The sequence below is a fragment of the Mucilaginibacter sp. R-33 genome (genome assembly GCF_049949235.1).
Taxonomy (GTDB): Bacteria; Bacteroidota; Bacteroidia; order Sphingobacteriales; family Sphingobacteriaceae; genus Mucilaginibacter.
On sequence record NZ_CP188089.1, the window covers coordinates 5,685,496 to 5,709,687 of the forward strand.

Annotated in this window: 20 protein-coding genes; 10 read left to right on the plus strand and 10 right to left on the minus strand. The window is 44.5% G+C overall.

The features are described from left to right. Positions 1 to 102: 102 nt before the first annotated feature. The 4 genes from ACP26M_RS23610 to aspS form a co-directional block, all read right to left on the minus strand. Entirely contained in the window at positions 103 to 702 is a 600-nt protein-coding gene (locus ACP26M_RS23610; protein WP_426583783.1) for a tRNA-(ms[2]io[6]A)-hydroxylase, read from the minus strand. A 207-nt stretch (positions 703 to 909) separates the two neighbouring features. Continuing rightward, positions 910 to 1,365 carry an FKBP-type peptidyl-prolyl cis-trans isomerase gene (locus tag ACP26M_RS23615; RefSeq protein WP_426583785.1) on the minus strand — a complete coding sequence of 152 codons (456 nt, stop codon included), beginning with the start codon at positions 1,363 to 1,365 and terminating at the stop codon, positions 910 to 912. A 79-nt stretch (positions 1,366 to 1,444) separates the two neighbouring features. Then, on the minus strand, positions 1,445 to 1,909 hold the full coding sequence (locus ACP26M_RS23620) for an FKBP-type peptidyl-prolyl cis-trans isomerase (protein ID WP_373615392.1): 465 nt from the start codon (positions 1,907 to 1,909) through the stop codon (positions 1,445 to 1,447). Positions 1,910 to 1,972: 63 nt separating this feature from the next. Next, on the minus strand, positions 1,973 to 3,718 hold the full coding sequence (aspS, locus tag ACP26M_RS23625) for an aspartate--tRNA ligase (RefSeq protein ID WP_354484619.1): 1,746 nt from the start codon (positions 3,716 to 3,718) through the stop codon (positions 1,973 to 1,975). A gap of 471 nt (positions 3,719 to 4,189) precedes the next feature. On the opposite strand from aspS, the gene ACP26M_RS23630 reads away from it, so the two are divergent. The 3 genes from ACP26M_RS23630 (at position 4,190) to ACP26M_RS23640 (ending at position 8,745) form a co-directional block, all read left to right on the plus strand. Next, a complete protein-coding gene (locus ACP26M_RS23630; RefSeq protein WP_426583788.1) occupies positions 4,190 to 6,643 on the plus strand; it encodes a TonB-dependent receptor in 2,454 nt (817 codons plus the stop codon). A 54-nt stretch (positions 6,644 to 6,697) separates the two neighbouring features. Then, positions 6,698 to 7,330 carry a nicotinamide riboside transporter PnuC gene (gene pnuC, locus ACP26M_RS23635; RefSeq protein ID WP_426583790.1) on the plus strand — a complete coding sequence of 211 codons (633 nt, stop codon included), beginning with the start codon at positions 6,698 to 6,700 and terminating at the stop codon, positions 7,328 to 7,330. Between the two features lie 323 nt (positions 7,331 to 7,653). Next, positions 7,654 to 8,745, plus strand: a complete 1,092-nt coding sequence (locus tag ACP26M_RS23640) for an acyl-CoA dehydrogenase (protein WP_426583792.1) — start codon at positions 7,654 to 7,656, stop codon at positions 8,743 to 8,745. 443 nt (positions 8,746 to 9,188) lie between these two features. On the opposite strand, the gene ACP26M_RS23645 is transcribed toward ACP26M_RS23640, so the two are convergent. Then, complete coding sequence (locus ACP26M_RS23645) at positions 9,189 to 9,725, minus strand: YfiT family bacillithiol transferase (RefSeq protein ID WP_090532080.1); 537 nt, start codon at positions 9,723 to 9,725, stop codon at positions 9,189 to 9,191. Between the two features lie 90 nt (positions 9,726 to 9,815). Between ACP26M_RS23645 and ACP26M_RS23650 the strand changes: the two genes are divergently transcribed. Continuing rightward, a complete protein-coding gene (locus ACP26M_RS23650) occupies positions 9,816 to 11,645 on the plus strand; it encodes an FAD-dependent oxidoreductase (protein ID WP_426583795.1) in 1,830 nt (609 codons plus the stop codon). Positions 11,646 to 12,441: 796 nt separating this feature from the next. Here ACP26M_RS23650 and dinB read toward each other — a convergent pair. From dinB to ACP26M_RS23665, 3 genes are all read right to left on the minus strand, one after another. After that, on the minus strand, positions 12,442 to 13,560 hold the full coding sequence (gene dinB / locus ACP26M_RS23655) for a DNA polymerase IV (protein WP_426583797.1): 1,119 nt from the start codon (positions 13,558 to 13,560) through the stop codon (positions 12,442 to 12,444). Positions 13,561 to 14,061: 501 nt separating this feature from the next. Continuing rightward, positions 14,062 to 14,619, minus strand: a complete 558-nt coding sequence (locus ACP26M_RS23660) for a DUF922 domain-containing protein (protein ID WP_112658812.1) — start codon at positions 14,617 to 14,619, stop codon at positions 14,062 to 14,064. Between the two features lie 25 nt (positions 14,620 to 14,644). Beyond that, positions 14,645 to 15,592 carry an SPFH domain-containing protein gene (locus ACP26M_RS23665; protein WP_090534803.1) on the minus strand — a complete coding sequence of 316 codons (948 nt, stop codon included), beginning with the start codon at positions 15,590 to 15,592 and terminating at the stop codon, positions 14,645 to 14,647. 95 nt (positions 15,593 to 15,687) lie between these two features. On the opposite strand from ACP26M_RS23665, the gene ACP26M_RS23670 reads away from it, so the two are divergent. Next, on the plus strand, positions 15,688 to 15,876 hold the full coding sequence (locus tag ACP26M_RS23670) for a hypothetical protein (RefSeq protein WP_090534854.1): 189 nt from the start codon (positions 15,688 to 15,690) through the stop codon (positions 15,874 to 15,876). 296 nt (positions 15,877 to 16,172) lie between these two features. Here ACP26M_RS23670 and ACP26M_RS23675 read toward each other — a convergent pair whose 3' ends face one another. Both ACP26M_RS23675 and ACP26M_RS23680 read right to left on the minus strand, forming a co-directional pair. Further along, positions 16,173 to 17,315 carry a CapA family protein gene (locus tag ACP26M_RS23675; protein WP_426583798.1) on the minus strand — a complete coding sequence of 381 codons (1,143 nt, stop codon included), beginning with the start codon at positions 17,313 to 17,315 and terminating at the stop codon, positions 16,173 to 16,175. A gap of 62 nt (positions 17,316 to 17,377) precedes the next feature. After that, positions 17,378 to 17,983: a C40 family peptidase gene (locus ACP26M_RS23680; protein ID WP_090534806.1), complete on the minus strand. Its 606-nt coding sequence runs from the start codon at positions 17,981 to 17,983 to the stop codon at positions 17,378 to 17,380. A gap of 467 nt (positions 17,984 to 18,450) precedes the next feature. Between ACP26M_RS23680 and pdhA the strand changes: the two genes are divergently transcribed. From pdhA to ACP26M_RS23705, 5 genes are all read left to right on the plus strand, one after another. Beyond that, positions 18,451 to 19,446, plus strand: coding sequence for a pyruvate dehydrogenase (acetyl-transferring) E1 component subunit alpha (pdhA, locus tag ACP26M_RS23685; protein ID WP_090534807.1), 996 nt, complete (start codon positions 18,451 to 18,453; stop codon positions 19,444 to 19,446). Positions 19,447 to 19,564: 118 nt separating this feature from the next. Further along, positions 19,565 to 21,232, plus strand: coding sequence for a 2-oxo acid dehydrogenase subunit E2 (locus ACP26M_RS23690; RefSeq protein WP_426583799.1), 1,668 nt, complete (start codon positions 19,565 to 19,567; stop codon positions 21,230 to 21,232). 157 nt (positions 21,233 to 21,389) lie between these two features. Next, positions 21,390 to 21,815 carry a cytochrome B gene (locus ACP26M_RS23695; protein WP_413321781.1) on the plus strand — a complete coding sequence of 142 codons (426 nt, stop codon included), beginning with the start codon at positions 21,390 to 21,392 and terminating at the stop codon, positions 21,813 to 21,815. A gap of 248 nt (positions 21,816 to 22,063) precedes the next feature. Then, positions 22,064 to 23,473 carry an anthranilate synthase component I family protein gene (locus ACP26M_RS23700; RefSeq protein ID WP_426583800.1) on the plus strand — a complete coding sequence of 470 codons (1,410 nt, stop codon included), beginning with the start codon at positions 22,064 to 22,066 and terminating at the stop codon, positions 23,471 to 23,473. Between the two features lie 52 nt (positions 23,474 to 23,525). Further along, complete coding sequence (locus ACP26M_RS23705; protein WP_426583801.1) at positions 23,526 to 24,098, plus strand: anthranilate synthase component II; 573 nt, start codon at positions 23,526 to 23,528, stop codon at positions 24,096 to 24,098. The last annotated feature ends 94 nt before the right edge of the window (positions 24,099 to 24,192 follow it).

Sequence of the window (24,192 nt, forward strand, 5' to 3'; positions counted from 1 at the left end):
CAGCGGAAAGGCCATGAACAGTCTTAAGTTAAAAGTCTGTAGTTTAAGTAGTAAGTGAAGCGTACAGGTCAACACGTCAAAGCTTCGATTCAGACTCAAAACTTACCCATGAATAGTTTCACCTTTACCGTAGTTCTGAATTACCTGGGCTTCATACTCCAGAAATTGTTTCCAGCGGGCTTCAACATCAATTTCTTCAGAGTATTTTTTGGCCAGCCGAATAAACATAGAGTAGTGGGTTGCTTCGCTTACCATTAGTTCGTGGTAAAAAGTTGCCAGTTGTTCATCATTAATATTTTCGGACAGCACTTTGAAGCGTTCACAGCTCCTGGCTTCTATCATAGCCGAAAACAGCAGCCTGTCAATCAGCTGAGCTTCGCGGCCACCGCCTGTGATGATAAATTTTCTGAGCTCGTTCACATAGTTGTCCTTCCGCTCGCGGCCGAGGTTATAACCGCGTTTCAATATAATATCATGTACGCGTTTAAAATGATCCATTTCTTCCTGCACCAGCAGGGCCATTTCCTGTACCAATTCGCTCAGGTTGGGATTTTGAACAATAAGCGTAATGGCATTGCTGGCTGCCTTTTGTTCACAAAAAGCATGGTCTGTCAAAATTTCTTCAATATTGCTCTCTACCACGTTTTTAACCCAAAGCGGATCGGTAGGCAACTGCAGTTTTAGGATGGTTTTCTCACTCACAGCACAAAGATAGTTTTTGGAGGTGAAAGGTTAAAGGCGAAAGGTAAAAGGTATTTTTACCGTGGAGATAAAAAAATGAAGACCATCTTTGTGGGATAGTCTTCGTTATTAGCGCTTGATCCGGTATGAGTACCGGTTGCCGTGTTTAGCACATCATGCCGGCAGTAAAAACCATAACAGTTAAGTTTTTCTATACCATCAATTAAATCAACTAAAACTAAGCAGATCAATTGTAAATACCAAAACCGAATTTGCAGGGATGCTTCCGGCCGCACTATTGCCGTAGCCTTCTCTTGAGGGAATCAACAAAATAATCCGACCGCCGGTTTTTACATACGGCAGGCCCGATTGCCAACCCTTGATAAGGCCCTGCAGGCTTTGGTTAATGGTGCCCGAGTCAAATGTAGTTCCATCCAATAGTTTGCCGGTATAGGTTACTTTAACGGTCGATTTAATGGTTGGATTTGCACCTGTTCCCTGGGTTACTATCTTGTAATAAACACCAGAGCCATCAGCAGTAGCATGAAAAGCAGTGTCAGTACCGATATAAGCTTTAATAGCGGCATCATCCGTGGCTGCCTGTTTTGAGGCATCGAATTTGTCTTTTGAGCACGAGGTGAGGATCACCAATGGGGCGAATACGAATAATAGAAATTTCTTCATTAGTTAATAGTTCTGTTTGGATTAGTTTGACGCGTAAAAGCTACAGAACGCTACAATAATTGAACTTATTTTGGGAAGATTAGTTAAATTCTGTTAAATCGACAGTGAAAACCAATACCGAATTTTCGGGGATACGGCCTACGCCATTTGCACCGTAGGCAAGGCCCGAGGGTACAATGAGCAATATGGTGCCGCCCTGTTTTACCAATGGAATACCTATTTGCCAGCCTTTTATCAAACGGTCTAACGAGCTTGAAAAACCGCTTGCTTTATCAACTACCATATCATTTAACAGCGCTGCGGTATAATTTACAGTGACCAACGAATTTTCGTTAGGGTTCCTCCCCTTACCTTCGGATAAAACCTGGTAATAAATACCGGAGGGGTGTTTCTGCACTTTGATCTGCGGGTTGGCCTTCAGGTAAATGCGGATCAGCGAATCATCTGTTTTGGCTTGTTTAGCCCGGTTTAATTTCGCTGAGTTATCACATGACATCATCAGTGTAATAATAACCGCGCTTAGCAATAGAATGTGTTTTTTCATGATAGGGGTCCAAATAAAAGCCCCCTTTGCAATAAAGGAGGCTCAATTTATGTTTTGGGTTGATTAAACCGTTGTTTTTATTTTTAGTTCGGTCATTTGTGCTTCGGCAATGGTTGATGGTGAATCGATCATCACATCGCGGCCCGAATTATTTTTAGGAAATGCGATCACATCGCGAATTGAATCCAAACCTGCAAATATCGATGCCAAACGATCGAAACCAAACGCGATACCACCATGCGGAGGTGCTCCATATTCAAAAGCATCCATCAAAAAGCCAAACTGTTTCTGTGCTTCCTCCGGCGAGAAACCAAGGTGCTTGAACATCAATGATTGCAAGCCGCGGTCATGGATCCGGATAGAGCCACCACCAATTTCGGTACCGTTGATCACCAAATCATAAGCATTGGCACGTACAGCTCCCGGTTCGGTATCCAGCATGGCAATGTCTTCGGGTTTTGGCGAGGTGAACGGATGGTGCATAGCATGATAACGGCCACTTTCTTCGTCCCACTCCAGCAGCGGGAAGTCAACAACCCATAGCGGTGCAAAAGTATTTTTATCGCGCAGGCCTAAACGGTTACCCATTTCTAAACGCAGTTCGTTCAGTTGTTTACGCACCTTATCAGCGCCACCGGCCAGGATCAGCATCAAATCGCCTTTTTCGGCATTGAAAGCAGCAGCCCAGTTGGTTAACTCGTCTTCACTATAAAATTTATCAACCGATGACTTCAGGGTGCCATCCTCATTGTAACGGCAATAGATCATGCCGGTTACACCAATTTGCGGGCGTTTTAACCACTCGGTAAGCTCATCAACCTGTTTACGGGTATAACCTGCGCAGCCTTTGGCGTTTATGCCTACAACCAGCTCGGCATTGTCAAAAATGCTAAATCCTTTACCTTTAACAATGTCATTCAGCTCAACAAACTCCATCCCAAAACGCAGGTCGGGTTTGTCAGATCCGTATAAACGCATAGCATCTGAATACAACATGCGCGGCAGTTCAACCAAATCAATACCTTTTACAGTTTTGAACAGGTGACGGGTAAGGCCTTCAAAAATATTCAGGATATCTTCCTGGCTCACAAACGAAAGCTCGCAATCAATCTGCGTAAATTCAGGTTGGCGGTCGGCACGTAAGTCCTCATCCCTGAAACATTTTACGATCTGGAAATAACGGTCAAAACCGCTCACCATCAATAATTGCTTGAAGGTTTGGGGCGATTGCGGGAGGGCGTAAAATTCACCTGCGTTCATGCGGCTTGGCACCACAAAGTCACGCGCGCCTTCTGGAGTCGATTTGATCAGTACCGGGGTTTCAACTTCGATGAAATCAAGCTTATCTAAATATTTACGCACTTCCTGCGCCATCTTATGGCGAAGTACCAGGTTGTTGCGGATAGGGTTACGGCGCAGGTCGAGGTAGCGATATTTGGCACGCAGTTCCTCACCGCCATCGGTTTCGTCCTCAATCAGGAACGGCGGCAACTTGGCGGCATTAAGTACTTCAATATCAGTAACGGCAATTTCAATTTCGCCGGTTGGGATTTTGGTATTCTTGCTGGCCCGTTCAATTACATCACCGGTAACTTTGATCACAAACTCACGACCAAGCCCGCGGCTTTTTTCGCGCAGGGTAGCATCTGTATCTGTGTTAAATATCAATTGGGTTAAACCATAACGGTCGCGCACGTCGATAAAAGTGGTACCGCCCAAATCGCGCGATTTTTGTACCCAACCGCATAAAGTAACGGTTTGGCCTAAATGGCTGATATTTAATTCGCCGCAGGTATGAGTTCTAAGCATAACAATGTTTTATAAAAGTCTGCAAAAGTAGGGTTTTAGTTGGAAGTCTGGAAGTCCGAAAGTCGGAAAGTCCGAAAGTAACAGTATTCTTTCTGCATAATCTATAGGCTTACTGGCTTTTGAGTGCAGATATTCAGCTTTCGGACTTCCTGACCATTGACTTTCGGACTTAAATCCTATCTTTGCCTCATATAATTCTCAAGGGGTGCCTTGCTTTGGTTGCAAAACAAACTGCAGATTGTTTTACCAAACTGAAAGACAGGCTGAGATCATACCCAGGGAGTAAGTCAATAAGTACTAAGTTTTAAGCCTTAAGTCAAAGCGACTTTGGACTAATGACTTCTAACTCACGACTTCCCCCACACCTGATCCGGATAATGCCGGCGTAGGGATAAAGGTAAATAAGTTAAGTGTACTGCCGCGTTACCCTGGCGCGCAGATGGTTTAACTCAATTTTTGTTTTACAACATTTTGAAAAATTTATTTTTGGCTGTTATGGCCCTGTTGTTGCCTGTTATGGCATCGGCCCAGCTTTCCATTTCGGGGAAAGTGACCAATCAATCCGGCGAAGCATTGCCCGGCGCAACTATTACTATTTTAAACCCGCAGCAAAGCACTATTACCGACGCTGCAGGTAAGTATAGTTTTAACGATCTGAAAAAAGGCAATTATACCGTTAAAGCCAGCTATATCGGCTATCAACCTTTAACCAAAAGTGTTACACTTGCTGCTAATCAATCAATCAACTTTTTATTGGGCGGCAGTACATTTACTGCTGACGAGGTTACTGTAACCGCTACCCGTGCAGGTAAAAACTCACCTACAGCATTCACTAACCTCAGCAAAAAAGATCTCGAAAAAAACAACTTTGGTCAGGACCTGCCTTATTTGTTAAATCAAACGCCATCGGTAGTGATCAACTCGGATGCAGGTACAGGTATAGGTTACACAGGGATCCGCATCCGCGGATCAGACGCATCGCGCATTAACGTAACGGTTAACGGCATTCCTTTAAATGATGCTGAAAGCCAGGGCGCATATTTTGTCGATTTGCCCGATTTTGCATCATCTATCAACACCCTGCAAATCCAGCGTGGTGTGGGTACCTCAACCAATGGAGCAGGTGCCTTTGGAGGTAGTATCAATGTACAAACCGCTACCCGCAGGGATACCGCCTATGCTCAGCTCGATAACTCGGCAGGTTCATACGGTTCACTAAAAAACACCGTAAGCGTAGGGACTGGTCTGCTTGGCGGCAGGTTCAGTATCGACGGCAGGTTATCGCGCATCCGTTCCGACGGGTATATCGCCCGTGCATCGTCCCGGTTAAAATCCTTTTTTGTAAGCGGGGCTTATTATGGTGATAACAGTACTTTAAGATTAAATGTGTTCTCGGGCCATGAACGTACCTACCAGGCCTGGAACGGCGTAGCCGATTATGTAATAGGCGATGATACCCGCCCGGATAACCATACTTATAACGAATTGGGAGATATGGGCAATGGCGCGTTTTATAAAGACCAAGTTGACGACTACCTTCAGAACCATTATCAATTACTATACGATAAAAAGTTTTCGGATAAACTCTCATTCAGCGGGGCTTTACATTATACCCATGGCGAAGGTTATTATGAAGAGTACAAAAAAGGTGATGCTGTAAGTAATTACGGCTTAACACCGGTTATTTATGGTACCGATACCATTTCAACCACTAATCTTGTTCGCAGGCTTTGGCTTAATAATGATTTTTATGGTGTTACTTATGCCTTAAAATATCAGCCAACTACAAAATTGAACTTTAACTTAGGCGGCGCCTATAACGAATATAAAGGAGCACACTATGGCAATATCATTTCTGCCGAAGAAAGCATAGGAGTAGGCCCTAACTACCAATACTATCGAGATGATGCCAAAAAGAAGGACTTTAATATTTTCGGCCGCGCCGAATGGCATGTAGAGAAATTTTTGCTGTATGCCGACATGCAGTACCGCCATATTAATTATTCGTTTTACGGCATCGACAAAAACCTGAATAATGCCCAGCAAACAGCAGAGTTAAACTTTTTTAACCCTAAAGCCGGGGTTACTTATCAATTTAACGGACATAGTAACTTATACGCTTCCTTCGCGGTAGGAAACCATGAGCCCAACCGCGATGATTATGTCGACTCGCCGCCGCAAAACCGCCCTAAATCCGAAAATCTGAAAGATTTTGAGGCTGGCTACCGCTTCAGCTCACCTGTTTTTAGTGGAGAGTTGAATGGTTTCTACATGCTATATAAAAATCAGTTGGTATTAACCGGTTCATTGAATGATGTAGGCAGCCCGGTGCGTACCAACGTAAAGGACAGCTACCGCGCGGGTTTCGAATTTAGCGGAAAAGTCAAAATCACTGATCAGTTAAACTGGAGTGCTACCGCAACCCTCAGCACTAACAAGATTAAAAACTATCACCAGTTTTTCTCCAATTATGATGATGGCTCACTTGTTGAGGAAACTTTTGCCAAAACAGATATCGCCTATTCACCGTCATTTACCGGTACAAGTGTGATCAGTTACAGTCCTGTTAAAGACGGGGAAATTGCTTTCATCAGCAAATATGTAGGCAAGCAATACTTAGATAATACCATGAACCGTAATCCCGAAGGTTTTGGCATTGCGCCTGATAATGCTGCTAATCCTTATGCCGCCAACCGTTTGCTGAACAGCTTTTTTGTGAACGATGTGAGGTTGAGGTACAGCTTCAGTGTGCGCTCGGTTAAAAACATAACTGTTGGCCTGCAGGTTAATAATATCTTCAGCGAGAAGTATGAAAATAACGGTGCTACTTATCCGGATATTGAGGGGGGACACGTAATTAACTACAACTATTATTTCCCGCAGGCCCCGCGAAATTTTATGGCATCGTTGAGTCTGGGATTTTAAATGAGCACTAATTTTTACGAATTGGATCGAATTTTACGAATTGAGGATTAGGATATGCAACACTGGCTCGACCTGTTCGTTGAACAAATAAAGGAAACCACCTGGCTGCAATGGCTTGCCGTTGCGCTGGGTGTTACCGAGGTGCTGCTGGCCCGCATTAACAACATATTGCTGTACCCTGCAGGGATACTGGGTACTGCCATATCCATATTTTTGTTGATGGAAGTTCACCTGTATGCCGAATCGGTGTTGAACGGCTATTACATTGTAATGAGCATTTACGGCTGGATCCACTGGGTAAAGAAGCGTAACGAGCCTCCGGTAAAAATTACCTACTCCGCCAAAAGTGAATGGATAATAAGTTTGGCGATCAGCATTGTGGGTTGGGTGGTATTTTATTACATGATCAAAAACCTACCTGCTAAGTATTTTACACCGTCAAACGTGCCCGGCTGGGATGCTTTGGTATCCTCTACCGCCTGGGCAGGTATGTGGTTGCTGGCACGCCGTAAAATGGAGAATTGGATTTTTTTGAACATTTCCAACTTCTTCGCGGTGCCGCTTCTGTTTTACAAAAAGCTGCCTATGTTTGCCATGCTCACCATCTTCCTGTTTATTATAGCGATATGGGGGTATTTTGAGTGGAAGAAACAGGTAGAGACAGAGCGGTTGGTGGTTGGAGATTAGAGGTTAGGAAGAATGTTCAATGGCCAGACTGTATCAGGTGTTCAATTTTAAAAAGTGTAAACACCCGGCGTTTTTTGAAAAATAAACATAGTTGATAGTCAATGCTTTACGAATTGGTTAAAATTCAATTTTAATCAAGTTGAACGCCTTGGTTCTGGTAATCAGCGCTTTGTGTTTTTAAGGAGCCGAAACGTTGAACACCCGTTTTTCAAAAATTGAACACTGACAAAATACTGTCAGTATCTTTTGTTATCCTGAAGGTAAATTGAGTATTGTCTGTTACGCTTTAAGCCTTTTGCTTTCAGCTTTAAGCTAAATAAAAAATGCATCCATCACAAAATTTAAAACCCGAATGGGTTGATATCATCCGGAAAGATGCTCCTGCAGCCGAGCAGGCCGGCAAGTTGCAGCCCGATCAACTGGCGCTTATTTATGAGCAGGGCTGGTTTAAATTTTTAGTGCCGAAAGCTTATTCCGGTTTGCAATTAGCCTTGCCGCAAATGGTACGGCTGGAAGAAAGCCTGGCCTGGGCCAATGGCAGCCTGGGTTGGGTAGTAACCTTATGCAGCGGTGCAGGCTGGTTTGGCGGTTTTCTTGATGCCGGTTTAGCTGCGGAGATCATGACCGATCCGCAATTATGCCTGGCCGGCAGCGGGGCCTCAACCGGCACGGCTACCATCAGCGGAGATGGCTATATCATCAACGGTACCTGGCAATATGCCAGCGGTGCGCATCATGCAACCTATATAACTGCAAATTGCATCATTAAAAAAGGCGATGAAACTGTTTTGAATGATGAGAGCGAACCGCTGGTATTACCTTTTATTTTTGATAAAAAAGATGTACGCGTTTTTCCGGCCTGGAAATATGTTGGCATGATGGCTACCGGAAGTGATGCCTATGAAGTAAAAGACCTGTACGTTGATAAAAACCGCAGTTTTAAGATCGATCCGCAGTATACGGTTGTTAATGAGCCGTTGTACCGCTACCCCTTTCTGCAATTAGCTGAAGCAACTTTAGCAGCGAACCTTTCGGGCCTGGCGGTTCATTTTGTTGACCTGTGCGGACCCGTCTTTGATGAACGGATGAAAAACCCGCGTTTAACCGAGCCGCAAAAAGAATACATTAAACAACTATTGGCCGATCAAACCATCTTACTCAATGAAATCCGTGCGGAATTTTACGAGGCTGTTGATAACTCATGGAACAACTTTGACTCCGATGATAATAATGGCTTACAGGAAGTAAGTTTAATGAGCCGGAAGCTGGCCAAAGTTTCGCGCGAAAGTGTGGATAGGCTTTATACCTACTGTGGTTTATCTGCCGCCAACCCGGATACGGAAATTAACCAGGTATGGCGGGACCTTCATACCGCAGGTCAGCATTCGCTGTTAACCTTTGAATCGATTGATTAAAGGTATTCATTTAGCTCGTTTCTTGAAATAGCAAACACAATCAGTTGCCTGCCGGTTAACGTACCATCAGGTCTCTCACAGATTTAATTTTACCCACAAAATTGCTTGTCGTTTAAACAGCAAGTCGTCGTGTTTTGCCACTCTGGGGCAAAGGATATTTTATAACTTTACAAGCTACAAACCTTTTGCACCTCTGGTGCATCTGTCCTTGGGCAATTAATACATGTTTATTAAATTGTAAAATCCCCCAGAGGGGGAACAGGTTTGTAGAATAACGTCACACCCCTTACCCGAACCCCAGAGGGGTTCAACTTATCAAGATTACCCAAATTGACTATTGATTTTGTGGATAAACTTAAATCTGCGAGAGACCCTGAGGGAACATAAACTTTATTCCTGTAAAACACACCTTTCGCCTTTCACCTTTATCCTTTCACCTCAAATCAAACCTTCGCAAATTTCTTCACCGTTTCGGTTACATGTGCCAAATGGTGGTTGCTGTGCCATGCGTACAGGGCCAGTCCTTTTTTCAGCGATATCGTTTCGCCCGAGGCCGGGTGAACAAATGTGCGTGCCCATTCGTTTTCGGTGAAACTTTCAAACAGGGCTACAAAATGCTGATGGATGCCTTCCAGCATTTTTAATGATGGCTCAACCGGCAGGCGATAATCTGGTAGTAGCGCCCAGTCGGCCTCTTCATATGGCTTTATAGTTGGGTTATTTTCGGTAAGGGCAAGCTTAAAGCGGGTAATGGAATTCATGTGGCTATCGGCCAAATGGTGAATCACCTGGCGCAGTGTCCAGCCGCCGGTGCGGTATGGCGTATCCAGTTCCTGGTAATTAAGGCCGGCAATTGCATGACGCAGCTTCCCCGGCAGGGTAGCAATATCTTCAATCCAGCCGCGCATATCTTCGGTAGTGTAAGAAGCCGGGGGCGCAAACTTTCCTATAGGGTATTTCATTTGTTCGTCTGTCATCATAAATGTTAAAAAAATTTAAATTAGGTATTATTTTATACTACCACAAGCTTTTGGCCTATTTTAGCGTTCTGTAGATTGTTAATTTAACTAATGATAAAAAAGTTACTGGCGGTACTTTTAGTTTTTAACTGTACGCTATCCTTTGCGCAAACCATTAAAACCGATATATTAGTTGTAGGCGGAAGCGCAAGCGGAACAGCGGCCGCCATACAGGGTGCACGAAGCAAACTAAAAACCATGCTGGTTGAACAAGGCCCCTGGCTTGGCGGCAGCATGACAGCTGGCGGGATGAGCATAGTTGAAGGTAACCGCAATTTACCAACAGGCATCTGGGGCGAGTTCAGGCGCAGGGTAAGGGATTTTTACAGCAAAACCCCGGGTTATGATACGGCTTACAATGCTACGCTAAGATTTGAACCTTATACCGGGGCGGCTATCCTCAAAAAAATAACCGATACGGTAAAAAACCTCACTATAAAATTAAATACCCCATTTACAGGCATTAAAAAAGATGGCACCGGTTGGGATGTAACTATCACTCTCGACGGGAAAACCGCTACCGTAAAAGCCAAAGTAGTTATTGATGCTACCGAAACCGGCGATGTGGCCGCCAAAGCAGGCGAAACCTATGTTTATGGTTTTGAGAGTAAAAAGCAAACTAACGAAGCCCTGGCGCCCGATAATGAATCGGCACAGTTGCAGGACCTTAGCTGGATTGCTATTTTGAAAGATTTTGGTGCCCCGGCAGATAAGACCATTCCCAGGCCCGAAGGCTATGATGCCTCTGCTTATGCCTGTCTAAAAGGAAAGGATCTTAAGCAAATGCTCAATGATGGCAAGCTGCCCAACGATAAATACATGATCAAATGGGCCGAATGCGGAAACCAATTCCCTGTTACCCCTGATAATTTAAAGCCGGAAAACCGGGAAGTTTTTTATGCCAAAGCACGCTTGCATACTTTGGGTTTGATCTACTATCTGCAAACCGAACTGGGCTATAAAAACCTCGGGTTGGACGAAGGCTTTACTACACCCGATCATTTGCCATATCTCCCATATTTGCGCGAAGCTGGTCGCGCGACAAAAGGATTCGTGAGGATGATGCTGGATGATGTGTACAAACCTTACGACCGCGAATCAAAACTTTACCGTACAGCCATTGCCGTTGGCGATGCTTCCCCGGGCCAGCATTATACCGATGCCAATGCATCGAAAGTTAATTACCCGCCTTTTCCTGCCTATGGTGTGCCGCTGGGGGCTATTGTGCTTAAAGATCTGGATAATTTACTGGTAACGGAAAAGGCCATGTCGGTAACGCACCTGGTAAATGCCAGTACCATGTACCCCTCGGTACAAATGGCTATTGGGCAGGGTGCCGGTGCAACCGCAGCCTATTGCGCCTTTTTTAAAACCACCACCCAAAACTTAAATGTGCGGATAATCCAGGGCGAACTGCTCGATTTTAAAGCCAGGATCATGCCTTTTGCGGATGTTAAACCAACCGATCCGTATTTCAGGGCGATACAACAAATAGGTGCTTCCGGACTATTAAAAGGCGTACAAAAGGCAGATGGCAATACCGCGCGTTTGTTATTTCAGCCTGATTCCTTAGTTGCCACAGCCGAAATCAAACCAACACTGGAAGAGATTTATACCCGGGGCTTTTTATGGTTTAATAAAGAGAAGCCCGGCCCGGTGTTCACGGTAGGAAACCTATTATCGTTTATCAGCGAAACCACGCTAACCGATCCGCATACTTTGGAAATTGCCATGCAAAAGGCCTGGAAAGATCAATATAAATTCAGTTCTGCTTTTGATATGAAACGGCCGGTAACCCGCCGGGAGTTTGCCATACTGGCCAACAGGTTTTTTAATCCTTTTGCAAGGTCGGTGGATATTGCGGGGAGGATGGTGAATTGACGATCATTTAAAAATATCATTTTGACCTAAAAAGAGAAGTGCTGTTCGAAGTCTCTGACTTCGAATTAAGTATGCCTGCAGTCTGAGACGACAGAACCCAAAACATTTCCTGTAGTTATAAACTACAAATATAATGGTCCAAAGTCAAAGACTTCGGGCAGTGGGGGTGACATGATTAAAAACGGGTGTCATGCTGAGTGTTTAAATCCGTGGCCTCTGAAGGTGAAATGACATCTGCGTCACGTCATTGCTGTAAGGAATGAAGCAATCCCCGACAGGCTGGTAACGGGCTTCATTAGTATTTGACTTACATCGTCGCGCTCTTAGCCGCGCGGGGCCAGTTACTTTTGTCGCCACAAAAGTAACCAAAAAGGCTTGCAGCAGAGAGGCTTCTTTGCGCACAACCTGGCCCCATAGCCATCGGCACGGCCTTCACCCTGCAAAACGAACAGAACCACGGGCTGCAATTATTTTGCCCCGATTCGCACGCAATGCCTCCGCTTCTGCAAAAACTTGCTATGCCCCTGCAGCCGCACCGCCCAGCATCATTCTGCTCGTTTTCACCCGAAGCTGATCTGCTGCGAAAAACCACATTTTTTATCTTGTCATGGGTAGGCTCTAGAAGCATGGTGGGCTGGGCCTCTGTGCGCGACCCTTCGACAGGCTCAGGGTGACAGGCCCTCTTTTGTTATTTCGCTTTGAGAGCCCACCGGATTTAAACGCTACTCATGACAAAAAACAGGTAATGATAAACCTGTCTCGGCAATCGTTAACATGCCCCTGCATAACCAAGTTTTTACAACTCCAATTCCAACTGATGTCCCGGCCCAAGCTCTTTATCATCCCGCTGCTTAACCGGCAATTCGCCAAAGTTTGAAAGCGAAATGCCCAACAGCCGCACTTTTACATCATCAACACCTGTGGCAGCCATCAATTGTTTGGCCGTATGGCTGATTGTTTCCAGATCATTTACCGGTGTGGGGAAGGATTGATTGCGGGTGATCTGTTTAAAATCGTGGTATTTTACCTTGAGGGTAATGGTGCGGCCTTTCAATTCATATTTAAGCAGCCGGGTATGTACCGTGATCGCTATTTTATCCAGTTCAGCCTCCATTTCCTCAAGAGTTGTCAGGTCATAGGCGAAAGTATCTTCGGCACCCAGGGATTTAGTCTCGCGGTGGGGTTGGACTTCCCTGTTATCAATGCCGCGCACTATCTGGTAGTAAAATTTGCCAACCTTGCCAAAGTGTTTTACAAGGTCACTTTCTTCCAGTCGTTTCAGGTCGGCCCCGGTGTGCAGGCCCATCTGTTTCATTTTTTGAGCGGTTACCTTGCCTACACCAAAGAATTTTTCGACAGGCAACTGCTCCATAAAATTTTCGATGCTTGATGGCCCGATAAACTTCAGGCCATCGGGCTTATTGATGTCAGATGCTATTTTGGCTACAAATTTATTGATAGACACCCCGGCCGAAGCGGTGAGCTGCAGTTCGTCTTTAATAGCCTGTTTAATGAGTTTGGCTATTTCTATGGCCGAGCCGATGTCCTGCTTATCGTTGGTTACATCCAGGAAAGCTTCATCTAAAGAGAGCGGTTCTATCAGGTCGGTATAACGGCTAAAGATCTCCCGGATATGCTGTGATACCTCCCGGTATACATTAAACCTTGGCCTTACAAACAAAGCATGCGGGCAAAGCTGTAATGCTTTTTTTGATGACATGGCCGACCGGATGCCAAACTTCCGGGCTTCGTAACTGGCGGTGGCCACCACACCTCCCCGACCTTCGGGCAAACCGCCCACCACCAAAGGTTTACCCCGGTACTCCGGAAAATCCCGCTGCTCAACCGACGCGTAAAAAGCATCCATATCAATATGGATAATTTTACGATGGGTATTTGATGATTGCTCCGTCATGGTGATGAAAGCAAATATAGCTGGGTTGCAGGCTTGCTGCAATTGTTGTGGCAGGTTTGAGTGTCGCTAAACTCAAGTGCTACAGCAAGCGCAATGTTATTAAGTTAAGCGAACGACAGGTTGCACCAGAGGTGCAGAAGGTTTGTAGAAATCAAATAAACAGTTTTTAGTGTGCCAGAGGTACACAACCAAGGTGTTCCGTATTAACTCGCGCTCGTTTTTAACGAGTACGTAACTGGGTTTGCGTTTATAACGCACAGGCGATACAATCGCCAAACCATATTAAGCCCTCGTTGCAAACGAGCGCAAGATTGGAGAGAAATCTTCTACATCAGGCTCTACAACTATGCCTGTAAAAGTAGGGTGTAGAAGATTTCTCCTTACCAGCTCACGCACGACCCCCTCCGTTGGATCGTCGAAATGACATTTTTTTATCAATGATGAGGTTTATAAAGATGTGTCCGCACGTAGCTCTCAAGAGGGGATTTTAAAAAATGATCTTCAACTCTCCGTATCTCCCGGCAAAAACTTAAGTTTCTGCTGAAAATACACATCCCAGCTGTGCTGTTGCTTACGATCTGTCATGTGAGCCGTGTCTTCGTCATAATCGGCATTGAGCTGTTTGTATTTGGCGTCGATGCGGTTAAAGATGGCCATCGCTTCGTAGTTGTAATTATTGCTGAAACGGGTGTTGCTTACTATGCGTAACAGCTCCTGCTGCTCTAAAAACGCAATGGTGTAATGGCCCTGCTCATGTTTCAGTATTTCGCTGAGTTGCTGCGGCGTATTAACCCTGCTTTTATCAAGCCATGATTTATTGTTGTTAAGGATGAGCCTGATGTTAAAATTAAGCCGGTAGCCCCTGCCTTCGCGCCGGGCCTGGTACCGGTAATCGATGGTGCAATTGGTATAAGCTACAACGCCGCCGGCATTAGCCCGCGGCGTTCCCCAAAAATCATTGGCAGTTAGCTGGTGAAATGATTGCGCCGAAGCCGGAGCAATCATCATTAAAACACACATGGCCGCAGGGCCTATCACTTTCACTATATTTCTTTTCATTTAAAAAACTGGCGGTTTCAAACTTTTACTTTTTGACGTTGTCGGTATGTAAAAGGTTTAAGGCCATCATTTCTTTTAACGTATGTTGCATCTGATCTGTTGAGCCATCCAGGAAAATAACATTCCCTTTTGAGTTTTCGGAGAAGTGTTTGATGGATTCTGTCCACATAGTGAACAGTATAACCGAGGTATCCATATTAGCTTCGGCCATTTCTTTAGCTGCTACAGTCATACCGCGGGCAACTTCCTCACGAAACAGGGCTATACCTTGTCCGCGTAATTGCGCTGCCTCACGCTCGGCCTGAGCCGAAATCTTGATGGCGTTACCTTCTGCTTCGGCCGCTTTGGTTTTGGTGATGAGCAGGGCCTGACCTTCGTTCTCGGCAGCGGCTTTCAGGTTGTTTGAAGCAACTACCTGGCTCATTGATTTCATGATCACATCATCAAAAGTAATATCGTTTAACTGGAGATCCTGCAGGTGGTAACCCCAGCCTTCCAGTATCACATCTAACTGCTCTTTTACGTGTTCCACAATATCGCGGCGTAATATCAGTACCTCGCTCTGGCGTTTGGTGGCTACAAAAGCACGGATGGAGCCTTCAACTGTACGGATCAGGGCCTGCATCAGGTTGCGCTCATCAACAAATTTGAAAGCTACGTTTTTGATGGTTTCTTCCTGCTGGTCCAATACCGAATAAAGCAGCATGGCCTTAAAATACACATTTGCCTGATCATAAGTTACCGCCTGGAACTCCAGCTCAACCGAGCGGTTCTGGATAGAGATTTTGGAGTAAATGTTTTCGATAAAAGGGATCTTGAAATTAAGCCCCGGGGTTAGGATGCGGCGGTATTTGCCAAATACGGTGATAACTACTATAGTGCCCTGTTTTACAGACACAAACGAGGTAAAAATAGTAATAAGGATAACAACAAAAATGATGATTGTTATCAATGATCCAAATGATTCGGGCATGGTTTGGTTTATTATGTTTAAAATAAAAGTAGCATTAATTATTGGTGTGTTATTTGTTTTTTAAAAAAATGCTTATAAAAAACAACACACCTGTCATGAACTTAAAACGAACTTTTGGAGCTATATTGAGCGTGCTTGGTATAGTTGGCCTTATTTATACCGGTGTAGCTATCATAAACCATAGCGCGCAAATAACCACCATGGTGGTTATAGGTATCATCTCATTAATATTTTTTACAACGGGTATCAGCCTGGTGCGGAATACTAAGGATGAAGCAGCTTAAACGTGCACATTAGCTGCAAATTGCATAGTTTACTCACCCGGTCTACGCTTCGCTGGACCACCCTCTCTTTTCCTTCGGGAAAAGAGTGTAGAAAAATAAAGATCCCCTCTTGAGAGGGGGCGCGGAGAAGCGAGCGGGAGCAGGGGTGTGTTTCTGCTACAAGTTTACCAAAGTAGCAACACATCCCTCCGCTCCTTTCAAGAGAGAATCGCACAATCCCGCGCTTTTTTCTCTTAAGTTTAACAGCGAAGTCGGAGTGAGTAGATACGGCGTTTAATTCCTGCCCTGGTATCTATTTATAAATTCTCGCTCTGAATAACCGGATTAAGGCTGATCTCGCCCTTGTCGGATATCAGTAATCCGGCATTAGGGAAATCAGCTTCTGTAAGTTCCCTGATCCGGATAGCAGCACGGTTAAGCGAATCAAGTTCAAGCCCTTTATCATGCGCTTGCCTTAGGGATATGATGCGTCCGTTTAAAAACTCCCCCTTTTTGTTCATCTTTACTTTTAATAATGGCGCCAGGCCGCAAACCCCTGCCACACTTACTGATTTATAAGTACAAAAGTTACCGAGACTGTAAGCGATCAGCCGGTTTTTATAAACCTCCATTGCCCGGTTCACGTGCGGACCATTGCCCAATATAATATCCGCACCGGCATCAATAGCATTATGGGCAAAGGCATTTACATCGCCGCGCTTTTCACTGATGAAGGATTCCATTGCAAAAGGAATATGTTCGTAAGCTACACCCTCGCCACCACCATGAAACGATACAATGAGAATATCACATTGCTGTTTCAATTGGCTTATGATACGGGTTGCGTTCTTTAGGTCGAGAATAGGCAGGGTATTGGCATTGGGGGCAAAAGCGCAAAAGCCATATTTAACACCGTTACGTTCGAACACTGTGGAGGGGTGGCTAAGCAGTCCGCCATAATTAATCCCTATGCTATCAAGCACGTGAGTGGTACTCATCCGGCCCGTATCGCCAAAATCGCCTATATGGTTATTGGCCAGGCTCAGCAAGTTAAAACCGGCGTTTTTAAAAACGCCTGCATAGGCTGTAGGCATCCTGAATAGATAGGCCTTGCTTCGTTGATGCAGTTTATAGTGGGCGGGGTTCCCTCCGTCAAGCAAACTGCCTTCAAGGTTGCCAAAGGTTACGTCGGCGTTTTTTAGTTCGTCGGCAATAACATTAAAGCTGTTTTTAGCGCTGTCAGGCGGGAGGGTATAATTATTAGGGTACGATGTTCCGAGCATCATATCGCCAACTGCGGCAATGGAGACGGATGAATCAGGCTGAACAACCGCTGCGGTTGTTGTAGTGGTTGTATCCGGTTTAGGTGCAGGGGCCAGGATTTGTTTTTTATTTGGCGGATGGTTACACGCCTGTAAAAGCAGCGCCAGGCAGGCTGCCGTAAGCAATAAAAATTTCATTATAAAAAAAATCCCCTCACCGGGATGAAGGGACCAAATTAGTTTATTTATTTCAAAATCGTTTAGTTCTTGCTTTCGTCTACATCGTCTCCCATATCGTTGTTACCCGTCGATGCCGAACCTTTAAACTCGTCTTTAAACGAGGCTAACAACCTGCCGCCTTTATAAAAGAAACGGCTGTAGTAAGCGTCGTCAAGACTGCTGATGGCAACACCCCTTGATGATGCATGGGCAAATTTATTATTACCCAGGTAAATACCTACATGCGAAATGCTGCGGCTGTGGATCTTAAAGAAAACCAAATCGCCCTCTTTTAACTCATCCTTACCAACAGGGTTAACCATGCTGAAAATATCGCGTGAGTTACGTTTAATATCAAGGTTAAAAACTTCGCTGTACAATTCTTTGGTGAAAGCTGAGCAGTCAATGCCTCTTCTTGAGCTTCCGCCAAAATGGTAAGGGGTACCAATCCAATCGTAAACAAAGTGAAAAAGTTTCATGTTTGAGGTAGCAGATAAAGCAACTCCCATAATTTGGGAAAAGTATGCTTTACCTAAACTTTCCTGGTCGTCTTTGTTATCATCACTGGTGCTTTGGGCACTTTTGGTTTGAGCTTGTGAAGCTACGACGCTGAAAAGTAAGGCAATAGCCAGGGCAAATTTCTTCATTTAATCAGTTTGTTTGTTGAGTTAGGACAACAAATTGTTTATTAAATCAGACACTATGTCTATCGTGCTCTACAAAACTATTTATATTTTTTAAAATTGCAAATAAATGCAGCTTATTTTTCAAAAAATATAAAAAAGTGCTTTTTATTACACATCCTTTTAATAAACAGGCTTTTGTACGTGTCTTAATGTAATTTGGTTGTAATTATTTAAAGGCGTTTTTTAGTCTTTCGCGAAAAACAACGCTTCTAAAACTTCGCAAAACGATAATTTATTGCCTCCTGGTGTGTTTTTTTAAGTTCTATTTTAACCTAACAGGCTATGCCAAACTTATAAACAGCCGGTTTGTTGTGTTTAAACACACTTCAAGGCCACCAAATAAAATTTTGCAACAATTTGCTTGAGGTTTCGATATTTTGCAGGATATAATTAGATTTGCGCTTTACTCCAAAAAGGTTGTTTAATACATGAGTTCAATCGAAATAAACAAGGACACCTACCTGATGTGGTACGAACAGATGCTATTGATGCGCAGGTTCGAAGAAAAAACAGGACAGTTATACGGACAACAAAAGATCAGGGGCTTTTGCCACTTATATATTGGGCAGGAGGCTGTTTTGGCCGGAGCCATGTCTGTAATTAAACCTGAAGACAGTATGATTACCGCATATCGCGATCATGCTCATGCACTTGCTAAAGGTGTAACTCCAAACGCCATTATGGCCGAAATGTACGGTAAAGCTACCGGATGTTCAAAAGGTAAAGGCGGTTCTATGCACATGTTTGATAAAGAAAAACATTTTTATGGTGGTCACGGCATTGTGGGCGGCCAGGTACCGCTGGGTGCCGGTATCGCTTTTGCCGAAAAATATAAAGGTACCGAGTTTGTGAACATTGCCTATATGGGCGATGGTGCCGTACGCCAGGGCGCGCTTACCGAAACCTTTAATATGGCTGCGCTTTGGAAACTGCCCGTAATTTTTGTTTGCGAAAACAATGGTTATGCCATGGGTACTTCTGTTGAGCGTACAACCGCGCAGACTGATATTTATAAATTAGGCCTCCCTTATGGCATTCCTTCATCACCGGTTGATGGTATGGACCCTGCTGCGGTACACGTAGCAATGGACGAAGCTGTTCAGCGCGCACGTGCAGGCGAAGGCCCAACCTTCCTTGAAATGCGTACTTACCGCTATAAAGGTCACTCCATGTCCGATCCGCAAAAGTATCGTACTAAAGAGGAGTTGGAAAGCTATAAAGCGAAAGATCCTCTTGAGGCCACCAAGCAAACTATCCTTGCCGAAAAATATGCTGATGAAGCATGGTTTGACGAAATGGACGCTAAGATCAAAGCTATTGTGGACGAAGCGGTGAAATTTGCTGAAGAATCACCATGGCCGGATGCATCTGAATTATATACAGATGTATATGTTCAAGAAGATTATCCTTATATCAGGGACTAAGTTTTAAGTCACAAGCCGATAGTCATAAGTATTAAGTTTTTTGACTTCAGACTTTGGGCTTCCGACTTTCGACTAAGAACTAACTATATTTATACTGAATTTATAATACTATTAATATATGGCCGAAGTAGTAAAAATGCCTAAGATGAGCGATACCATGACCGAAGGGGTATTGGCGAAGTGGCATAAAAAAGTTGGCGACAAGGTTAAATCGGGCGATGTACTGGCCGAGATTGAAACTGATAAAGCTACCATGGATTTTGAATCGTATCAGGATGGTACATTGCTGTATATCGGTATACAGGAAGGTGCTGCCGCCCCGGTTGATTCTGTAATTGCCATTTTAGGTAAAGAAGGTGAAGATTACAAGTCTTTACTTGACCAGGCTGGCAGCGGCGATGCTGCAAAACCGGCCGAAGAACCTGCTAAAGAAGCCGCACCCGCTGCCGACAAAGCACCTGCCGCTACTCCGACACCAGCCGCACCAAAGGTTGACCTGTCAAGCATCCCGGCTACGGTGATCCGCATGCCATTGCTAAGCGATACCATGACCGAAGGTACCATTGAAAAATGGAACTTTAAAGTTGGCGATAAAGTAAAAGCAGATGATTCACTGGCTGATGTGGCAACCGATAAGGCTACCATGGAAGTTGTGGGTTACGAAGCCGGTACCTTGTTATATATAGGTGTTAAAGAAGGTGAAGCCGCTAAAGTAAATGATATCATTGCTATAGTAGGTAAAGAAGGCACCGACATCACTCCGTTATTACAGGATGGTGGTTCGGCCCCTGCCGCCGCTGAAGCTGCACCTGCTGCTGAAACTAAAGCGGAGGCGACTGCAACTGCTACTGCCACTGAAGCTTCTAACACTGATGACAGCCGCGTAAAAGCATCTCCGCTGGCGCGTAAAATAGCTAAAGATAAAGGTATCAACCTTAATGATGTAAAAGGCAGCGCTGAAGGCGGCCGTATCATCAAAAAGGATGTGGAAGAATATACACCATCAGCGAAACCAGCTGCTGCTCCTGTTACTGAAGCTGCACCTGCTGCCGCTCCGGCTGCTGCTGCAAAAGCACCTATCGTATTGCCAACCTTTACAGGCGAAGAGAAATTCAGCGAAAGGCCGGTTACTCAAATGCGTAAAGCTATCAGCCGCCGCCTAAGCGAAAGCTTGTTTACTGCTCCGCATTTCTATGTAACCATGAGCATTGATATGGATCAGGCTATTGTGGCCCGTACCCGTATGAACGAGATCGCCCCGGTTAAAATTTCATTTAATGATTTTGTTGTTAAAGCCTGCGCTGTTGCCTTAAGGCAGCATCCTGCTATCAACTCATCATTCCTGGGTGATAAGATCCGCACTAATGAACATGTTCACGTTGGCGTTGCCGTTGCTGTTGACGAAGGTTTATTGGTACCGGTTATCAAATTTGCCGATGGTAAATCATTAAGTCACATTTCGGTTGAAGTGAAAGAGTTTGCAGGCAAAGCAAAATCTAAAAAACTACAGCCAAACGAAATGGAGGGTTCAACCTTCACCATTTCAAACCTTGGTATGTTTGGCGTTGACGAGTTTACTGCCATCATTAACACACCAAACGCATGTATCCTTGCAGTAAGCGGTATTCAGGCTGTTCCGGTTGTTAAAAATGGTGCGGTAGTACCTGGCAACATCATGAAGGTTACCCTGAGCGCCGACCACCGCGTGGTTGACGGTGCTACAGCTGCCGCCTTCCTGCAAACATTAAAACAATTATTAGAAGAGCCGGTAAGGCTGTTGATATAAGTCGGAAGTCTTTAGTCGGAAGTCCGAAAGATAAAATGAAAAGCGATGGGTTTAGGCTCATCGCTTTTTTTGTTTAAGCTATGTCTGCAAAAAATGACACGATGACCTAATGACTTCAATGACCTTTATATCGTATATTCACGGCAAATTTTGATGTATGACACTTTATAGCTTTTTTAAGGAATTCCATTCCGGTTTCAGGTACATTGTTATTGTACTGGTATTGTTGGCCCTTATACGCGCGTTTATGGGCTGGCTGGGTAAAAGACCTTACGGCGAGGGCAACCGCAAGCTTAACCTGTTTGCCATGATCTCGGTACATACGCAATTTTTGCTGGGAATTATTTTGTTTTTTATCAGTCCGATGGTGCAGTTTAGCAAGGAGACCATGAAAAACCCTGTCACCCGTTATTTTACGGTTGAGCATTGGGTAATTATGCTTATTGCCATTGTTTTGATCACTATCGGTCACAGCAAATCGAAGAAAGCTGCCCTGCCAGAGGCTAAGCATAAAGCCATCGCTATCTTTTATTTGATCGGGATTGTACTTATTTCGGTAGGTATTATGCTTATTCCACAGTAATTCTACGTAGCTAATAGGATTTAGCAAATAAATAATTTCACAAAAAATTTGACAATTCAAATTTCTTTATAAATTTGTGACCGCGATGATTAAAAACACACATAAAAACAGCTGGTGGCACCAATTAAATTGGCAGCCGGCTTGCGCTTTTTGATCAGAGACAACCTAATCAATTGTGAACCTAAATAGGAAACCCGGCGACCCCAATTCGCCGGGTTTTTTTGTTTTAAGATATTTAAAAAATAAACATGAGCACATTTAAAATTACTACTACTTATAAAAAACTGCTGGCCGACACCACCACACCAGTGAGCATTTATCTTCGCCTGCGCGATGTATTCCCTAACTCACTGCTACTGGAAAGCTCCGATTATCACAGCCGCGAAAACAGCACCAGCTACATTTGCTGCGAACCGCTCAGCGGCATCGTGCTCAATAACGGTATCCTAAAAAAACAATACCCCGATGGCAGCCAGGAAGTACATGAGGCTGGTACGTTTGATTTGATTGAACAGCTTAACAATTTTACCGGCAGCTTTGAAACCGACTCGCTGCCGCTAAAAATGATCACTAATGGTTTGTTCGGTTATTTTACCCATGAGGCTGTTGAGCATTATGAAACCATCAAGCTGAAGCAAAGCGATAATACAGATCGGAAGATCCCGGTAATGCAGTACCACGTTTACAGGTATATCATCGCTATCGATCACTTCAAGAATGAACTCTACATATTCCACAACCAGCCCGAGGGAGCACCAACCAATGGCGGTATCGAAAAGCTGGAATACCTTATCAAAAACAAAAACTTTCCCGAATACAGCTTTAAAAGCAAAGGCGATGAAAAATCAAACCTCACCGGTGACGAGTTCATTACTATCGTAGAAAAAATGAAGCAGCATATTTACCGGGGCGATGTTTTCCAGATAGTTCCATCGAGGGCTTTCTCCCGCACCTTCCTGGGGGATGAGTTTAATGTTTACCGCGCCCTGCGTTCTATCAACCCATCACCATACCTGTTTTATTTTGATTTTGGCGATTTCAGGATCTTTGGTTCATCACCCGAGGCGCAGATCACCATTAAAAATAATGTAGCCAATATATTCCCGATAGCCGGGACCTTTAAGCGCAGCGGCGATGATGAAAAAGATGCCGAGCTGGCCCGCAACCTCGAGAATGACCCTAAGGAGTCGGCAGAACACGTGATGCTGGTTGACTTGGCCCGTAACGACCTGAGCCGTCATTGCGAAAATGTAACTGTGAAGGCATTTAAAGAGGTTCAGTATTACTCGCACCTGATCCATTTGGTATCACACGTAAGTGGAAAACTAAAGCCCGGTGTATCGGCCTTTAAAGTTGTAGCTGATACTTACCCGGCGGGTACATTGAGCGGCGCTCCAAAATACCGCGCTATGGAGATCATCGACGAAAACGAGAATATCAAACGCAGCTTTTACAGCGGTGCTATAGGTTTTTTGGGTTTTAACGGAGATTTTAACCATGCTATTATGATCCGCTCGTTTTTGAGTAAGAACAATACACTGCATTACCAGGCAGGCGCGGGCATAGTCGCCGGTTCGATCCCCGAAAGTGAGCTGAGGGAGGTTGATACCAAGATCTCGGCTTTGAGAAGGGCTTTTGAGTTGGCGGAGGAGCTGTAACTGGTGGTTAGAGACTGGAGATAAGAGATTAGTTGAATTTTAAGAAATGAACATGAAAAATATTTTAATAATAGATAATTACGATTCCTTTACCTATAACCTGGTGCATTTGGTTAATGAGCTTGGCCTGGAATGCGAGGTTTGGAGGAACGACCAGTTTGCTATTGAAGATGTGGACGCTTTTGATAAGATCATCCTATCGCCAGGGCCGGGGATTCCTTCAGAGGCTGGTTTACTGCTGGATGTAATAGCAAAGTATGCACCCACCAAAAGCATATTTGGTGTGTGCCTTGGTCAGCAGGCTATTGCCGAAGCATTTGGCGGGAGCCTGTACAATCTTAACCAACCTATGCACGGCATAGCGACGCCGATAAAAGTTACTGATGGCGGTGAAGAACTATTTGCCGGTTTGCCCGAAAGCTTTAAAGTTGGGCGTTACCACTCCTGGGTAGTAAGTGGTAATGATCTGCCCGATTCATTGCAGGTTACCGCTATTGATGAGGCCGATAATTCTATCATGGCGCTTAAGCATAAGCAGTACGATGTAAGGGGCGTACAATTTCACCCCGAATCAATCCTGACCGATTATGGTAAGGAAATGATGCAAAACTGGCTTAAGGCTTAGTTTTATGAAATAATGATAACTTTGAAAAATTGATATAACGTCCCATCAGGGTCTCCCGCAGAGGACCCTGATGTCTGCGGCCATGCATGCGGTA

Excerpts from the sequence above, each read along its gene's own strand:
- ACP26M_RS23700 (WP_426583800.1), top strand. The coding sequence starts at position 22,064 with ATGAGCACATTTAAAATTACTACTACTTATAAAAAACTGCTGGCCGAC.
- ACP26M_RS23690 (WP_426583799.1), top strand. The coding sequence starts at position 19,565 with ATGGCCGAAGTAGTAAAAATGCCTAAGATGAGCGATACCATGACCGAA.
- ACP26M_RS23695 (WP_413321781.1), top strand. The coding sequence starts at position 21,390 with ATGACACTTTATAGCTTTTTTAAGGAATTCCATTCCGGTTTCAGGTAC.
- ACP26M_RS23640 (WP_426583792.1), top strand. The coding sequence starts at position 7,654 with ATGCATCCATCACAAAATTTAAAACCCGAATGGGTTGATATCATCCGG.
- ACP26M_RS23660 (WP_112658812.1), bottom strand. The coding sequence starts at position 14,619 with ATGAAAAGAAATATAGTGAAAGTGATAGGCCCTGCGGCCATGTGTGTT.
- ACP26M_RS23615 (WP_426583785.1), bottom strand. The coding sequence starts at position 1,365 with ATGAAGAAATTTCTATTATTCGTATTCGCCCCATTGGTGATCCTCACC.
- dinB (WP_426583797.1), bottom strand. The coding sequence starts at position 13,560 with ATGACGGAGCAATCATCAAATACCCATCGTAAAATTATCCATATTGAT.
- ACP26M_RS23675 (WP_426583798.1), bottom strand. The coding sequence starts at position 17,315 with ATGAAATTTTTATTGCTTACGGCAGCCTGCCTGGCGCTGCTTTTACAG.
- ACP26M_RS23705 (WP_426583801.1), top strand. The coding sequence starts at position 23,526 with ATGAAAAATATTTTAATAATAGATAATTACGATTCCTTTACCTATAAC.
- ACP26M_RS23670 (WP_090534854.1), top strand. The coding sequence starts at position 15,688 with ATGAACTTAAAACGAACTTTTGGAGCTATATTGAGCGTGCTTGGTATA.
- ACP26M_RS23680 (WP_090534806.1), bottom strand. The coding sequence starts at position 17,983 with ATGAAGAAATTTGCCCTGGCTATTGCCTTACTTTTCAGCGTCGTAGCT.
- pdhA (WP_090534807.1), top strand. The coding sequence starts at position 18,451 with ATGAGTTCAATCGAAATAAACAAGGACACCTACCTGATGTGGTACGAA.
- ACP26M_RS23620 (WP_373615392.1), bottom strand. The coding sequence starts at position 1,909 with ATGAAAAAACACATTCTATTGCTAAGCGCGGTTATTATTACACTGATG.
- aspS (WP_354484619.1), bottom strand. The coding sequence starts at position 3,718 with ATGCTTAGAACTCATACCTGCGGCGAATTAAATATCAGCCATTTAGGC.
- pnuC (WP_426583790.1), top strand. The coding sequence starts at position 6,698 with ATGCAACACTGGCTCGACCTGTTCGTTGAACAAATAAAGGAAACCACC.
- ACP26M_RS23650 (WP_426583795.1), top strand. The coding sequence starts at position 9,816 with ATGATAAAAAAGTTACTGGCGGTACTTTTAGTTTTTAACTGTACGCTA.
- ACP26M_RS23645 (WP_090532080.1), bottom strand. The coding sequence starts at position 9,725 with ATGATGACAGACGAACAAATGAAATACCCTATAGGAAAGTTTGCGCCC.
- ACP26M_RS23665 (WP_090534803.1), bottom strand. The coding sequence starts at position 15,592 with ATGCCCGAATCATTTGGATCATTGATAACAATCATCATTTTTGTTGTT.